The following is a 15,515-nucleotide window of genomic DNA, read 5'->3' on the forward strand; positions in this document are numbered from 1 at the left end:
CGTAAAAATTATTTTTTTAAATAATTTGATAGAAAAGGGGTTTTAGTATTAAAGTAGTCTGAAGGCTTTAAATTCATGAATAATTTAAAGTCTTTTGTAAAGTGAGAAAAATCGTAATATGCGTAATAATCAATTAATTGAGAGATAGGAGTGTTAGTAGTTTCGTACTTTCTCATAAGGCTTACAAACTTGAAAAGTTTAATGAATTTTAATGGTGTAAGGCCTATTGTTTTTTTAAACTGAGTTTCTAAATGTTTTTGAGATATTGGAAAAATTTTCAAAATTTCTTCAACATTTATTCTACCTTCTTTTTTATAAATAACATGAATAGCATCATCGACTAACTTCGTATTTTTACTTTCATATAATTCAAGTTTTAATAGCTTTTTTTCTATCTTATTAGCTAATTCTTCACCTGAAAATTCTTGTTTAAAAATAGGATCTAGTAATTGATATAGTTTTTGATCTACTTCAGATAGATTGATATGTTGGTCTGTAAATTTTGAAATATCTGTTTTTAAAATTTTATAAAGTGCAGTAGGGTGGAAGTTTATTCCAAAATTATAATATGGTTTTTGAGCAAGTAAAGTGTACGATTTGTATGATTGCCCAAAAACCACGATGCCTTTATTTTTAAAAATTTTATCATTGACACCTGTTTGTAATGGTAATTGAGATTTGAAAAATAAAATATGTGACTGCGCTGTAGGAATAATTCTAGAGCTTAATGGTGTACTTGATTGTTCAACATTAAGCTCGAAAAAATTTTGAATCAACTGGTTAGGTTTGCTACATTCAATGTATCTAAAATTCATTAATAGCTTTTTAAATTCAATGTGGTTATACTATAAACCTAATGATTTTTTTAAATTTCAGTATGGTTTTAGTCTTTTTTAACATTTATCCACTCTTTTGCATTTACAAAAGCTTCAATCCAAGGTGATACTTGATCTGTTCTATTGTTTGGGTAATTAGCCCAATTCCACTGAAAAGTTGAACGCTCAATGTGTGGCATCATTACTAAGTGACGACCAGTTTTATCACATAGCATAGCTGTATTAAAGTCTGATCCATTTGGATTAGCAGGATAACTGTTGTAACCATATTTTGCTACAATATTGTAGTCAGATTCTGTTTTAGGAAGGTTAAATTTACCTTCACCATGACTTATCCAAACACCTAAAGTTGCATCTTTTAATGTAGATAACATTACAGAATTGTTATCTTGAACGGTAACAGAAGTAAAAGCACTTTCATGTTTTTTGGAGTCATTATGCAGCATTTTGCCATGTACATCATGTTCTGGATTTATTAATTCTAATTCCATAAATAATTGACATCCATTACAGATACCAACTGAAAGTGTATCTTCCCTATTAAAGAAGTCTTTAATAGCTTTATTAGCATTTGCATTATATTTAATTGCTCCAGCCCATCCTTTTGCAGAGCCTAAAACATCACTATTAGAAAACCCTCCAACAGCTCCTAAAAACTGAATGTCTTCTAGGGTCTCTCTTCCAGAAATTAAATCGGTCATATGTACATCCTTAACATCAAATCCTGCTAAGTACATGGCGTTTGCCATTTCACGCTCTGAGTTACTTCCTTTTTCACGTAAAATTGCAGCTTTTGGACGTGGTTTGCTAGAGTCAATTACAGGTAATTGTCCTGTAAACTGTTTTGGAAAACTATATTGTAATGGTTGTTGAGCATAATTTTTATAGCGAGCTTCAGCAAGATTATTTGCAGTTTGTTTTTGATCTAATAAATAAGATGTTTTATACCACATATCTCTTAATCTAGAGACTGTCATAGTAAAGACTTCAGCATCATTGATGATACTTAAAACATCAGTATCAGTTACTTTTCCTATGTTATTAAAAGTAATGTTAGCATCTTTAAGTACCTTTTCTATTGAAGCATCTTTAGATTGGAATACAATTCCTGAATTTTCTGCAAATAGTACTTTGTGTGAATCCTTTTCTTTTAAATCAGAAATATCTAATTCGGCACCAAGATTAACATCAGCAAAACATAGCTCTAATAAAGTGGTAATTAAACCACCTGATGCAACATCATGTCCAGCTACAATTTGATTATCTTTTATTAAATTTTGAATGGTATTAAACACTGTTTTTACATAAGTAGCATCTTTAGTATTAGGCGTGTCATTACCGACTTTATTTAATACTTGAGCAAAACTACTTCCTCCTAATTTAAACTCGTCTTGAGAGATGTTTATATAATAAATATCACCTTCATTTTTCTTAAAAACAGGTTCTACAACTTGTTTAATATTGTTACAGTTTGCTGCAGCAGAAATGATTACTGTTCCGGGAGAAATAACCTCTTCTGTAGTATATTTTTGCTTCATTGATAACGAATCTTTTCCTGTTGGAACATTGATTTCTAAATCAATAGCATATTCAGATATTGCTTTTACCGCTTCGTATAATCTTGCATCTTCACCTTCGTTCTTACAAGGCCACATCCAATTGGCTGATAGAGATACAGATTGTAATCCATCTTTTAAAGGCGCCCAAATAATATTAGTCAAAGCTTCGGTAATACTGTTTCTACTTCCTGCAACAGGGTTAATTAATCCTGAGATAGGAGAGTGACCAATAGAGGTTGCAATACCTTCTTTACCATTGTAATCTAAAGCCATTACACCAACATTGTTTAATGGGATTTGTAATGGTCCAACACATTGTTGTTTAGCAACCTTACCACCAACACAACGATCTACTTTGTTTGTTAACCAGTCTTTACAAGCGACAGCTTCTAACTGTAATACTTGATCTAAATAGTTGTAAAATTCATCAGATTTGTAAGTAACATTGTTATAATTTCTGTTAATGGTATTGTCAGTCATTATAGTTTTTGGAGAACTTCCAAACATGTCTTCTAAGGCTAAATCCATTGGCTTGTCACCATTGGTTTTAGATTTAAAAGTAAACCTGTCGTTTCCGGTTACGTCACCAACAGTGTATATTGGAGATCTTTCTCGATCTGCAATTCTGTTTAAAGTTTCTAAATGTTTTTCAGCAATTACTAATCCCATTCTTTCCTGAGATTCGTTACCAATAATTTCTTTAGCAGATAATGTTGGATCACCAACAGGTAATTTATCTAAGTCTATTGTACCTCCTGTTTCTTCAACTAACTCTGAAAGACAATTTAAATGTCCTCCAGCTCCATGATCATGTATTGAAACAATAAAATTTTCTTCACTTTCTACCATGCCACGTACAGCATTGGCAGCACGTTTTTGCATTTCTGGATTGGATCTTTGTACTGCGTTTAGCTCAATACCTGTAGAGAACTCTCCAGTATCAGCAGAAGATACTGCAGCTCCACCCATACCAATTCGGTAGTTTTCACCACCTAAAATTACTATTTTATCACCAGTTTTTGGTGTGTCTTTTAATGCTTGATCTGCTTTACCGTAACCAATACCTCCAGCTTGCATGATGACTTTATCATAACCTAGTTTACGTGGTTTTGCTGTAGGATTTGCGTCTGTATTTTCATCATGTTCAAAAGTTAGTACAGAACCACAGATTAATGGTTGACCAAATTTGTTACCAAAGTCAGATGCACCATTACTTGCTTTTATTAGAATGTCCATTGGTGTTTGGTACAACCAAGGACGAGCTTCCATAGTTTGTTCCCAAGATCTAGTGTCTTCTAATCTAGAGTAAGAGGTCATATATACAGCTGTTCCAGCTAATGGTAATGACCCTTTTCCTCCTGCTAAACGGTCTCTAATTTCTCCTCCAGATCCTGTTGCAGCTCCATTAAAAGGTTCTACTGTAGTAGGAAAGTTATGTGTTTCCGCTTTAAGCGAAATAACAGAATCATAATTTTTTGTAGTATAAAAATCAGGAATATCAGCACGTTGTGGTGCAAATTGCTCAACAGTTGGTCCTTTTATAAAAGCCACATTGTCTTTATAAGCAGAAACGATGTCGTTTGGATGTTGTTTTGAGGTTTCTTTAATTAGTTTAAAAAGAGAGGTTGGTTTTTCTTCTCCATCAATAATAAAAGTACCGTTAAATATTTTATGTCTACAGTGTTCTGAGTTTACTTGGCTAAATCCAAAAACTTCAGAATCTGTTAAAGGTCTTTCAATTTTTTTAGAAACACCTTCAAGGTATTCAATTTCTTCATCATTTAAAGCTAAACCTTCTTTAACATTATAAGCAGCAATGTCTTCAATGTTTAAAATAGGTTCAGGCTTAACATCTATATTAAAAGCGGTTTGTGATAAGCTGTTGTATTTTTCAGAAATCATCGGGTCAAATCCTTTGAAGTCTTTGTCGCATGCCTCAAATTCTTCAATTCTAAGGATGCCTTCAATACCCATGTTTTGGGTGATTTCTACAGCGTTAGTACTCCAAGGAGTTATCATTGCAGCTCTTGGTCCAACAAAAAAAGCATCTAAAGATGCTTGTTCTATTTTTGGTTGGTCGCCAAATAACCATGTCAATTTTGAGATGGTGTCGGTTGATAATTCTTTTGTTGCTTGAACAGCAAATACGTTACTGTTTTGGTTTCCGAAGAAATGAATCATTATATGTTTAGTTTGAGTGTTGTTTATAATAAAGACACAAATTTAGCTTTTTTAGTTAAATTTTGCGCTTAAAAAGGAGACTTAATTTAATAGTTGTTCACGATTTTATTAACCATAAAAAAAAGCGATTCAGTTTAGAATCGCTTTTTTTGTGAAGATTTTACGGAATTTAGCTTTTTACTAGTTTTTTAGTAATGCTATTTCCGTTGGCTGTTTCTAGTTTTATGATGTAAACTCCTTTTTTTAAATTTACAACGCTAACTTTACTATTAGTTTGAGTTACTTTTCCTGTAATAATTACTTTACCTAATATGTCGTATATTTTGTAATTTGTATCTTGATTTGTATCAATATTTAAACTAGATCCATTAATGGGATTAGGATAAATTTTTGTTTTATTTAAATCAAAGTCTTTAGTGCTTAATAAGCTGTAACAAGTCCATTGTAAATTGTCGATAGCAACTCTAGCACCATTAGTAGCATTGTCATCCTTAATTAAAAGTGTTATATCACCTTCTATATTAATGTCCGTAATTGTTGTGGTTTGAACAGTGTCATTGTATGCTATATCTCCTTTTAAAACACCGTTTACATATATACTTAATACACCACCAGAACCTGAAAATACTTGTTGTGTTGTCATTGTTAAGTCTGCTATTCCTCCAGAAATTACAGGAGAGGTCAAAGTTCCATTACTATTAGTTCTCATGTCTATTACGATAGCTCTAGATCCATTAATGGATTGATCTGTTCTAGATCTAGTTGCATTCCAAACACCATAACCATCGGTCCAAGTTCTGTCACTATATGAACTGCTATTATCAGGAATGGTCTCAAAATCTTGATTTACAGGGTTAATACAGTTTGAATCTACAGGAGCTGCAGAAAGTGTTGTAGCAGTGTCTGTATTACTTTGTCCAGATTCATTGTTTGATGCGTCTTTAGCAACTACAGAAAATGTATATGTAGTTTCTGGGTCTAATCCTGTAACAATGTAAGTTGTCGTATTGTTATTTGTTGATGCATATATAACACCATCAACATAAATAATGTATGTAGTAACTCCTGTGTCGTCTGTTGAGGCACTCCAATTAAGATCAACACTCGTTTCGGTTGGATTATTAGCTACTAAATTAGTAGGGTCTGTTGGTGCTTGTGTGTCGGCTGGAGGTTGTTCTCCCCATCTGTTTTCTGCAGGAATTCCTCCCCATATAACAGTTGCTAAATATGGATTGTCAATAAATGGATTTCGATTACCTTGTGCATATGTGTTAGATAAATCACCATGAAAAGAATTTCTATTGTCTTCTATTAATGACACAGGGTCTTCTGCATTCCATTGTAACAATAAATCTACCATATTAGGGTCAATACTATTAGTAGTTCCATCTACAGCAAAATAAGGAAGGCATTGTGAGCCATATCGTGTATACATATACATGATAATTCTAGCAGCATCACCTTTAAATTCATCACCAGCATACCATAAACTAGAACCATTACTAGTGTTTCCAGCATTACCAGAACCAGCAGCAAATTTTTTATTACCGCGATTTGAGTTCATTTGAACATCAGAAGGTCTCAAATTATGCCCATCAGCATAAGGTGGGCCAGATGTACCAGAACTATTTAGGCTAGGATTTGCTAATGAATTTGGAAAAACATGCTCTCTATTCCATTCTCCATTGTCACCTCCTGTTAAATTTTTATTTCTAGTTCTATCAGTAACACCATTTCCATCAGTATCACTATATCCATAAAATAAAATAACGTTATTTGGGTTGTCAATATCTTCGTCTGTGACTTTACTTGCTTCCCATATACCTGGTGTATAGCTTAAACTATTTGTGTGTTTTACAGCTGTAGTCACAGCTAAGTCATTAAATAAATCTAATTGAGTTTTTGTAAAATCTACATCACTATAATATGCTTGAAGCTCTGCAGGTGGAGTTAATTGACCGTAACTTAACGAAGAAATTAAAAATAAAATTAATAAGTAAAAGTGTTTCATAGTAGTTGTGTGTTGTTGTAATTTATTTTTTTTCTAATAAAGCCATATAAAATCCATCAAAACCTGATTGATGGGATAGTATTTTATTGTCTTTTACAAGTGTAAAATCTTTACCGTTTTCTGAATTTAAAAATTTAGTAACCTGTTCTTGATTTTCTGATGGTAAGATAGAGCATGTAGCATACACTAATTTACCTCCAGATTTTACCATACGCGAGTAAGTACTTAATATTTCGGCTTGAGTTTGTTTTATTTTTTCAATAAACTCCGGTTGCATTTTCCATTTAGCATCAGGATTACGACGTAAAACACCTAATCCAGAGCAAGGAGCGTCTATTAAAACACGATCTGCTTTGTCATAAAGTTTTTTAATGACTTTAGTAGACTCAATATGACGTGGTTCAATATTATGTGCACCATTACGTTTAGCACGACGCTTAAGTTCTTTTAGCTTATTATCGTATATATCTAAAGCAATAATTTGACCTTTGTTTTCCATTAAAGCAGCAAGGTGTAACGTTTTACCTCCAGCTCCAGCACAAGTATCTACAACACGCATACCTGGTTGTACGTCTAAATATTCTGCAACTAATTGAGAAGAGGCATCTTGTACTTCAAAATGACCATTTTGAAAAGCTTCAGTAGTAAATACATTACCACGTTCGGCTAATTTTAAAGCAGTTGGATGTTTTGCTATTTCTTCAGTTTCAATATCTAAATCAAACAACTCAGCTTTAAGCTTTTCTTTGGTTGTTTTAAGTGTGTTGACCCTTAATATTACATCTGCTTGTTGGTTTAAAGCAGTTGCCTCTTTAGTCCAAACCACTTCCCCTAACTCTTTAGCAGCTAACTCATCCATCCAATCTGGAAAAGATTCTTTGATTTTTCTTACTTTAGATAATTCGTCAAAACGACCTTTAATTTTTCTAGTAGGTGTATTTTCAAAATACTTCCAATCAGGTAAGGTTATTCCTTTTAAAGTTGCCCAAACAGCAAACATACGCCAGATGTCTTCTCTGCTAAAAGGTTCTTTTACTTCTGCGATTTCAGCATATAAGCGTTTCCAACGGACAATATCGTAAGTGGTTTCTGCAACAAAACCTCTGTCACGACTTCCCCAACGTTTATCACGTTTTAATAATTGTTGTACTACTTTATCTGCATATTTGCCTTCGTTGAAAATTAATAATAATCCATCAACGGTTGCAAAGCATAAGTTTCTGTGTAAGCGCATTTTTTAAGTTTTAAAAGCGTGCAAAGTTACGTTAAATAACACAAATTAGTATTGCTTTTTTGTTATAAGATGACTAGTTTTATTAATAAAAATAAAAAAATATCTAATAGCGCAAGTTTTTGGATTAGATTGCATCTAATATTTATTAATAGCACAATTAAAAATTTTTGACCGAAACCCAATTTATAGAAGCCCTTAAAACTCAGTCTAGAGCAGCTTTTGCCAGGCTGTTGCAAGATTATGAGCAAAAAGTATTTGGGACTTGCTTGTCATTTGTGCCAAATAAAGAAGATGCTGAAGACATTGCGCAAGAGGTATTTGTTGAGGTATTTAATTCTATTAATAAATTTAAAGGAGACTCTAAATTATCTACTTGGATTTACAGAATAACAACTAATAAGTGTCTTGAGTTGATTAGAAAACGAAAAACTAAAAAGCGTTTTGCTTTTTTACAATCGTTATCAGGTGATGATTATACATTAGATAAAGCTAGTTATTTTACAGAGATTAATCATCCTGGTTTGGTTTTAGAGCAAAAAGAAATTAGTGAAACTTTATTTTTAGCAATCAATAAATTACCTGAGACACAAAGGTTAGTATTCACTTTAAATAAGATTGATGATAAAAGCTATAAGGAAATTGCTGAGATTACTAATAAAAGTATTGGATCTATTGAGTCATTATTATTTAGAGCAAAAAAGAATTTACAAAACATTTTAGAAGAATTTTATAAAAGTCAAATGTAGACGCAAGTTTTTAAAAACTATAGCATCTAATACTATACAATTATGAAAACAGATAAAAACATACAAGATAAAGTGAATCAAACACTTGATGTGGTTGAAAGCTTACAGCAAGTTAAAGTTTCTCCTTTTTTTAAAGATCAAACGTTGCAACGTTTATTTGATAAAGAAGAAGAAAAACAGACTTTTTGGAGTTGGTTTACACCTCAATTACAACTAGCAGCTTTAGTTTGTATATTAGCAGTAAATGTTTATACTGTAACGCAAATTAAAAATTCAGTATACGAATCTTCAGTGTCTACTTTTGCATCAGATTACGGATTAGATACTTCAACAGAAGACACATTATTTAATTTATAAAAATGAAAAAAAATACAATTTTATACTTGCTTCTTTTGGTATTAATAATAATGAATGTGTTTTTCTTAATAAATTATTTAGGAAGACCAAATCATAAAGGTCCAAGAGAATCTAGTGATTTTATAGTTTCTGAATTAAATTTTAACGACTCACAATTACAGCAATTTAAAACGTCCGAAGCCAAACATATGGAAGTTATGAGACGTTTTGGAGACCAACTTAAGTCAGATAAAGATCAATTGTTTAACGCCATGCAGCAGCCAAACATAGACACTAAAGTTATTGATGGTTTATTTGAATCTATTGCTAAAAAAGAAACAACTAAAGAAAAAGAGATGTTTTACAGATTGCGTCGCATTTACCAGATATGTAATGAAGAACAAAAAAAACGATTTACAGAAATAATAAAAAACGCAAGACAATTTGATGGTCAACGACCACCAGGACCAAGTCAAAGACAATAACATTAAAACAATAGAGACCTTCAGTAAAACGAAGGTCTTTTTTTGTGTTTTAATTAACATAAGCTAGCACAAGTAAATAGTTAATGCTTCATCTAAAACTATATAACAAAACAATTTAATGATGAAACAACAAGCAATAAAAACAGGAATATTAATATTTGGATTAACAGTATTCAATTTAACTAATGCTAAAGCGCAATCACAAGATAGAGCAAAAAGAACTCCTCCAACATTTAGTGAATTATTAAAAGAGTTGGATACAGATGAAGATGGTAAATTATCTAAAACTGAAATTAAGGGACCATTAAAAGAAAGCTTTACAGAAATTGATACTGATGAAGATGGGTTTATTAGTGAAGAAGAATTTAAAAAAGCACCAAAACCAAAACGAAGAGAACGTAATTAAAATTTAATATTAAACGTTTATAAAAAAAAGTAATCTTTATAAAAAAAACTAACCAAAATGAAACAAAATATTAAAACAGCAATCACAATTTTTTCAATGGTATTATGCTTTAGCGTATTTGCTCAAGGACCTCCAGGTGGAGGGCAAGGAGGTGGACGTGGTCAAGGTGGTGGAAGAGGTCAAGGTAAACAAAAACCAGATGCTTCAAAAATAATGGAATTACTAGATAAAAATGGTGATGATGTTATAGATAAAGAAGAGGCATCCAATGATAAAAAGGGTAAAATATCAGAGCAATTTGATACTATAGATTTTAATGAAGATGGTGTTATTGACTTAGAAGAATTAGAAGCTGTAATTAATAGTGATAAACCCAGAAAAATTTCGGCTAAAAGAGTTTTAAAAGAAGTAGATGATAATGATGATGGTACTTTAAACAAGCTTGAAGTTGCAGCACAACAAAGACAAGAATTATCAGAACATTTTAGTGAAATAGATACAAATAGAGACGGAGAATTGGATTTAGAAGAGTTAAAAGTATTTTATGAAAATACCCAAGACAACTCTAAAAAAAGAAAAAGAAGAGATTAATTTAATTTTTACGCAAGTATTTTTTTAATGTAGCATCTAAATTATATAGTTATAAATTAAAACATTTTATTACATGAAATTATTTTTTAAACCCTTTGTAGTCGTATTAAGTATAGTATTAACTACCAATGCTTGTGATAGTAATGATGATTCATCAACAGATACATCAGACTCAGTAAGTACAGATGACACAGTAACAGAGCTTCATGCTGCTTTTGAAGCATTTAACAAAGATGCTACAGACATTTATTTGTCAAATAATGGTGCTACTGTTACTATTGAAACTACAGGATTGCCAAATCATGAAACAGTATATTGGGGAGAAGGACATGATTTATACTTAGACGAACCTAGTGTAGAAACAACCCCTTCAATAATGTCAAGTAATAATAACGCAACAACAATAACAGTAGATGCTATACCTGATTTAACAGGTAGTTCAGTAGCAACAAATTTTGATACTATTGGTATAGCTGTTAGTGGTGCTTCAATTTTTAACGATCAAGAAGGTGGTGGACCACTTGATGCAGCTGCAGCAAGTTTAGATTGGACAGGTGCCCACATTGGTCCTGGTGTTTATCACTATCATTTAGAGCCAAAAGCATTCTCTAATGACGATGACGCTTTAGTGGGTGTTTTACTAGATGGTGTGTTTTTATATGGTCGTAAGTGTAATAATTTAGGGACTTACCCTTCAGATTTAGATGCCTCAGGTGGTCACACATCAGTTACTCAATATACAGATGGAGAAGAAGAATATCACTATCATATTATTAATGAGTTATACTCAACAACTGGTTCATATCTTGCTTTTGCAGGACCATATCAAGGTTATTAAAAAAAATGAAAGTTTATAAACTTTTTTTTATTATATTAGTTTTTTTAATTGTTAGTTGTAATACTAATACAACTTCAAACAGCAATTATAAAGTAAGTGTAGTAAATGTAGCATCAATTGATGCAGACAAAAATGTAATTAAAGATAGTTTATCGTTAGACGGAAACACAGGAGTGTGGTTCTATAAAGGTCAACCGTATACTGGCTATGCCATAAGATTACATAAAAATAATAAGTTAAAAGAAAAAACAGGCTTCTTAAACGGAAAAAAAGAAGGCGTGTATTGTGTTTGGTTTGAAAATAGTGTACTAAAATTACAGTCACATTACAAACAAAACGTTTTAGAAGGTAGTTATAAAACCTGGTGGCAAAACGGAACTTTAGCTTTAGATTGTAAGTATGTTAATGGAGCAGTAAATGGTGAAGCTTTATCATGGTACAATACTGGTCAATTATCAAAACAAAGGCAATTAGCTAATGGTAAAGAAGATGGTTTACAAAAAGCTTGGTTAAAAAACGGAAAGCTTTATGTAAATTATGAGGCTAAAAACGGAAGAATTTTTGGTATGAGACGAGCTAACTCTTGTTTTAAACTAGAAGACGAAGTTGTATTACTAGATAAAAAAGAATAATGAAACAGTTTTTAATACTCTTATTAATCATTTTTACTAGTTGCGATAGTAAAGTAAAAAAAGAAACTATTGTTATAGAAGAAAATAGTAGGACAGACTATTTACCGTATTATAATGATGAGTCTTTTACACCAAATTGGTTAACACCAAATAGTGATGCAGAAAGGGATTTTCATAAAATACCAGAGTTTTCATTAATAAACCAACTAGGAGATACAATTACGCAAAGTACATTTAAGGGTAAAATTTATGTTACGGATTTCTTTTTTGCCACTTGTCCAGGAATCTGTCCCAAAATGACGGGTAACATGGCAAAAATACAAGAGGCATTTAAAGATGATGATGAGGTGTTATTACTGTCACATTCTGTGACACCAACTATAGATACTGTAGCTGTTTTAAAAAAATATGCAACAGATTATAACGTAAAAGATAATAAATGGCACCTTGTTACAGGTGATAAAAATGAAATATATAATTTAGGAAGAGAACAATATTTTGTCGAAAATGATTTAGGTGAAAGTAAAGATATTAATGATTTTTTACACACCGAAAATTTTTTACTAATAGACAAACAAAAACATATTAGAGGAATTTATAATGGATTAAACAGAGCTTCAATAGCCCAATTAATCACAGATATAAAAACCTTAAAGCATGAAGGTAAATAATTTTGGTTGATTATTTTTTTTGAAAAGCTTCGCTGTAATGGTGGAGCTTTTCTATTTTTATGAAAATTTAAAATATGAAACAAACACTATATATTGTACTGAGCTTAACATTAACAATAATTTTATTAAGTTGTGGAGCTGGCCAAAACAAATCAGAATTAAAAACAGAACAAAAAAGCTTCTCTTCTGTTAATATTGAAGTTTTAATTGAAGAACAGACTCTTAATGTAAGAGCTATTGAAATAATGGATACTATTGGTTTAGCTTATTTAACCTCTGATGGTAAATTTGGAATGTATTTTCATAATGATGCACCAGAGTTTAATTCAGTTAAAGATCTTTTTCCTATTCAAATAACACACGATACTATTACACCTAATTTTAGAGCTCTTGCTCTTGCTAATAATAAAGGTTACGGTTTAAGTATTGGGTCACCTGCTTTGGTTTTTAATCTTGATATAGATTTGCATAAAAATAAAGTGGTTTATCAAGAAAATCATAGCAAAGCGTTTTATGATTCGATGGAATTTTGGAATGACGAAGAAGGGATTGCAATTGGAGATCCTACAGATAATTGTCTAAGCATAATTATAACTAGAGACAAAGGTAAATCTTGGACTAAAATACCTTGTAGTAAGTTGCCTGAGGCAAAACCTGGTGAAGCTGCTTTTGCTGCAAGTGACACCAATATTGCTATAGTTGGAGATAATACTTGGGTTGCTACAGGAGGTAAAGCAAGTCGTGTTATGTTTTCACCAGATAAAGGGATGACTTGGGAAGTGTTTAATACTCCAATTATTCAAGGCTTAGAAACTACGGGAATGTATAGTATAGATTTTTATGATCAAAACAATGGTTTCGCTATTGGTGGAGATTACACAAAAGCAGAGGATAACGTAGCTAATAAAATTATAACTAAAGATGGAGGGAAAACTTGGAAAACAGTTTCTGATGGAGTAGGACCAGGTTACAGAAGTTGTGTTAAGTATGTGCCAAATAGTAATGCTAAACAACTAGTTGCTATTGGTTTTAAAGGTATAGATTATAGTGGTGATGCAGGACATACTTGGACGCATTTAAGTGACGATGGCTATTATACATTACGATTTGTAAATGACAGTACAGCTTATGCTGCAGGAAATAAAAAGATTAGTAAACTTAGTTTTAAGTAGACTGATTATAAAAGTAATACTCCATATTAAACAATAAAAAAGAAGCCATTTGGCTTCTTTTTTATTCTTAATTTTTTCGGTGTCTACCTCGATATTCTTCAATCATTTTTTTCTTAAATGTACGTTCTGAATTAAATAATAGTACAATTTTCTTGTAGTTTATAATTTTAGAAAGTTTAGCGACGTAATCTTTATCCATTTTAAATTTAGTAGCTTCTAATTCTTGCATTTCTTTTACAAGTTGTTCTGCTTGACTTTCTGTTAGTTTTTGTGCATCAACACGTTTTCTTTTTTCAGAATAGGATTCACGTATTTTGTGTCGCTCCTCTTCAAACTTGTTATAAATAGGCCAAAAAGCTTCGGCTTCTTTAGTGGTTAAATCTAATTGCTCTGTAATATGAGCAACTTTAAGAGCTTTAATTTTTTCGTGTTGTTTTTCTTTGTCTCTCTGTGCAAAAGCACTAAAAGAAAACAATAAAACTAGTGCTATTAATATGTTTTTTTTCATTTTTAATATTTTTTTATTCTTGATAGAAGTCGTTTAAATCTATATCATCTAAATAATCGTCAACCTCTATGGTATTATAATCAATAAAATCTGTTTGGGATAATTCTGTGTCATTAATTAAAAGATTTAAATCATTTAATTCAATTTCGTCTAAAATATAATTTTCAACAGTATCAGTATCTAAAGCATCTAATGTTGTTGGAGATGATTTAAATAAATTCAGGCTATAAAATAACATCAATGCAGCTGCAATACTAGATACAGATAGTAATGTTTTTTTTGTAAATAACTTATAAACTTTTGGTTCTGGTTTATTTATTTTAGATAATACTGAAGCTTCAATTGTATCAAAATAGTCTTCAGGAACCTTAAATCCAGAGGATTTAGATTGGGTTTCTAAATGTATTTGTGTAAGCATTTTGTCTTCTAATCCTTCAAAATAATTTTCAGGAATTTTAAAACCAGAAGCTTGTGTTGTATTTAATAGTTTCTTTTTCATTGTATTAATAGGACTTTAAAAAAGTAAAATAGTTTAATTGTCTTTTAAATAGGTTTCAATTTTTTTTGCTGCAATGTGGTAAGAGGCTTTTAAAGCGCCTTCGCTAGTCTCTAAAATTTCTGACAATTCGTTGTATTTTAATTCTTGAAAATATTTCATATTAAAAACTAATTGTTGTTTTTCTGGAAGTGTTGCAATAGCTTTTTGAAGTTTTAATTGAATATCATCGCCTTCAAAATACACATCAGATTGTAAACTATCTATAGCTAATTGGTTAACTTCTTCATTACTGCTGTTTTTTATTCTAGAATTTCGTTTTATATGAGTTAATGCTTCGTTAGTTGCAATTCTATACATCCACGAATATAATTTACTATCACCTTTAAAAGAATTTATGTTTTTAAAAATTTTTATAAAGGTATTTTGTAAAACATCATCTGTATCATCATGAGATTTTACAATATGACGAATGTGCCAATACAAACGCTCTTTATAAAGCGATATTAGTTTTTTAAATGCTGCATCTTTGTCTTTTTCAGACTGTAATTGTTGCAGTAAAAGTGTTTCTTCTTGTAACATACATTAAGTTAGACTGTAATTTAACACAAAAGTTTAATTTAAAAAAGTAAGAATAATCTTGTTGTTTAAAGTGTTGTTTTTTAGTTGATTGAATCGGTTGATACGATTAAGAGTTGTGTTTTAACGATTAAGCGTTTTTTTTTCTTGTTTAGTGTTAAAAAAGGTTTACTTTTGTCTTGTAAGCGTATTTATGTTGTTAGCCCCAAATCTAACAACTGATAAAAAAAAGGA

Annotated in this window: 16 protein-coding genes; 9 read left to right on the forward strand and 7 right to left on the reverse strand. The window is 31.1% G+C overall.

Annotated elements, in window-relative coordinates:
* Window positions 1-8: 8 nt before the first annotated feature.
* The 4 genes from JAO71_RS05950 to JAO71_RS05965 form a co-directional block, all read right to left on the reverse strand.
* A complete protein-coding gene (locus JAO71_RS05950; protein WP_028291273.1) occupies window positions 9-815 on the reverse strand; it encodes a helix-turn-helix domain-containing protein in 807 nt (268 codons plus the stop codon).
* Window positions 816-883: 68 nt separating this feature from the next.
* Window positions 884-4,576 carry a phosphoribosylformylglycinamidine synthase gene (gene purL / locus JAO71_RS05955; protein ID WP_202999554.1) on the reverse strand — a complete coding sequence of 1,231 codons (3,693 nt, stop codon included), beginning with the start codon at window positions 4,574-4,576 and terminating at the stop codon, window positions 884-886.
* A gap of 169 nt (window positions 4,577-4,745) precedes the next feature.
* Complete coding sequence (locus JAO71_RS05960; protein ID WP_202999556.1) at window positions 4,746-6,587, reverse strand: endonuclease; 1,842 nt, start codon at window positions 6,585-6,587, stop codon at window positions 4,746-4,748.
* A 22-nt stretch (window positions 6,588-6,609) separates the two neighbouring features.
* Window positions 6,610-7,821 (reverse strand): RsmB/NOP family class I SAM-dependent RNA methyltransferase, encoded by a 1,212-nt coding sequence (locus JAO71_RS05965; RefSeq protein ID WP_202999557.1) that lies wholly within the window; start codon window positions 7,819-7,821, stop codon window positions 6,610-6,612.
* A gap of 167 nt (window positions 7,822-7,988) precedes the next feature.
* Here JAO71_RS05965 and JAO71_RS05970 point away from each other — a divergent pair, with 167 nt between their 5' ends.
* The 9 genes from JAO71_RS05970 (at window position 7,989) to JAO71_RS06010 (ending at window position 13,698) form a co-directional block, all read left to right on the forward strand.
* Complete coding sequence (locus tag JAO71_RS05970) at window positions 7,989-8,567, forward strand: RNA polymerase sigma factor (protein WP_202999559.1); 579 nt, start codon at window positions 7,989-7,991, stop codon at window positions 8,565-8,567.
* Window positions 8,568-8,609: 42 nt separating this feature from the next.
* The gene (locus JAO71_RS05975) at window positions 8,610-8,924 is read left to right on the forward strand and encodes a hypothetical protein (RefSeq protein ID WP_116823163.1); all 315 of its coding nucleotides are present in this window, start codon (window positions 8,610-8,612) and stop codon (window positions 8,922-8,924) included.
* 2 nt (window positions 8,925-8,926) lie between these two features.
* Window positions 8,927-9,388: a Spy/CpxP family protein refolding chaperone gene (locus tag JAO71_RS05980; protein ID WP_116823162.1), complete on the forward strand. Its 462-nt coding sequence runs from the start codon at window positions 8,927-8,929 to the stop codon at window positions 9,386-9,388.
* A 121-nt stretch (window positions 9,389-9,509) separates the two neighbouring features.
* A complete protein-coding gene (locus tag JAO71_RS05985; protein WP_028291266.1) occupies window positions 9,510-9,794 on the forward strand; it encodes an EF-hand domain-containing protein in 285 nt (94 codons plus the stop codon).
* Between the two features lie 57 nt (window positions 9,795-9,851).
* Window positions 9,852-10,385 (forward strand): EF-hand domain-containing protein, encoded by a 534-nt coding sequence (locus JAO71_RS05990; protein ID WP_116823161.1) that lies wholly within the window; start codon window positions 9,852-9,854, stop codon window positions 10,383-10,385.
* A gap of 73 nt (window positions 10,386-10,458) precedes the next feature.
* Window positions 10,459-11,223, forward strand: a complete 765-nt coding sequence (locus tag JAO71_RS05995) for a YHYH protein (protein WP_202999561.1) — start codon at window positions 10,459-10,461, stop codon at window positions 11,221-11,223.
* A 5-nt stretch (window positions 11,224-11,228) separates the two neighbouring features.
* On the forward strand, window positions 11,229-11,855 hold the full coding sequence (locus JAO71_RS06000) for a toxin-antitoxin system YwqK family antitoxin (RefSeq protein ID WP_215906971.1): 627 nt from the start codon (window positions 11,229-11,231) through the stop codon (window positions 11,853-11,855).
* A complete protein-coding gene (locus tag JAO71_RS06005) occupies window positions 11,855-12,526 on the forward strand; it encodes an SCO family protein (protein WP_054851466.1) in 672 nt (223 codons plus the stop codon). The genes JAO71_RS06000 and JAO71_RS06005 overlap by 1 nt, the downstream gene beginning before the upstream one ends.
* A 74-nt stretch (window positions 12,527-12,600) precedes the next feature.
* Window positions 12,601-13,698 carry a WD40/YVTN/BNR-like repeat-containing protein gene (locus tag JAO71_RS06010; RefSeq protein WP_116823158.1) on the forward strand — a complete coding sequence of 366 codons (1,098 nt, stop codon included), beginning with the start codon at window positions 12,601-12,603 and terminating at the stop codon, window positions 13,696-13,698.
* 67 nt (window positions 13,699-13,765) lie between these two features.
* Here the strand turns inward: JAO71_RS06010 and JAO71_RS06015 are convergent, their stop codons facing one another.
* From JAO71_RS06015 to JAO71_RS06025, 3 genes are read right to left on the reverse strand one after another with little or no spacing between them, the layout of a single operon-like run.
* A complete protein-coding gene (locus JAO71_RS06015; protein ID WP_202999563.1) occupies window positions 13,766-14,206 on the reverse strand; it encodes a hypothetical protein in 441 nt (146 codons plus the stop codon).
* Between the two features lie 13 nt (window positions 14,207-14,219).
* Window positions 14,220-14,705 carry a hypothetical protein gene (locus JAO71_RS06020; protein WP_028606479.1) on the reverse strand — a complete coding sequence of 162 codons (486 nt, stop codon included), beginning with the start codon at window positions 14,703-14,705 and terminating at the stop codon, window positions 14,220-14,222.
* 33 nt (window positions 14,706-14,738) lie between these two features.
* Window positions 14,739-15,284: an RNA polymerase sigma factor gene (locus tag JAO71_RS06025; RefSeq protein WP_116823157.1), complete on the reverse strand. Its 546-nt coding sequence runs from the start codon at window positions 15,282-15,284 to the stop codon at window positions 14,739-14,741.
* Between the last annotated feature and the right edge of the window lie 231 nt (window positions 15,285-15,515).

The organism is Olleya sediminilitoris, assembly GCF_016785945.1.
GTDB classification, from domain to species: Bacteria; Bacteroidota; Bacteroidia; order Flavobacteriales; family Flavobacteriaceae; genus Olleya; species Olleya sediminilitoris.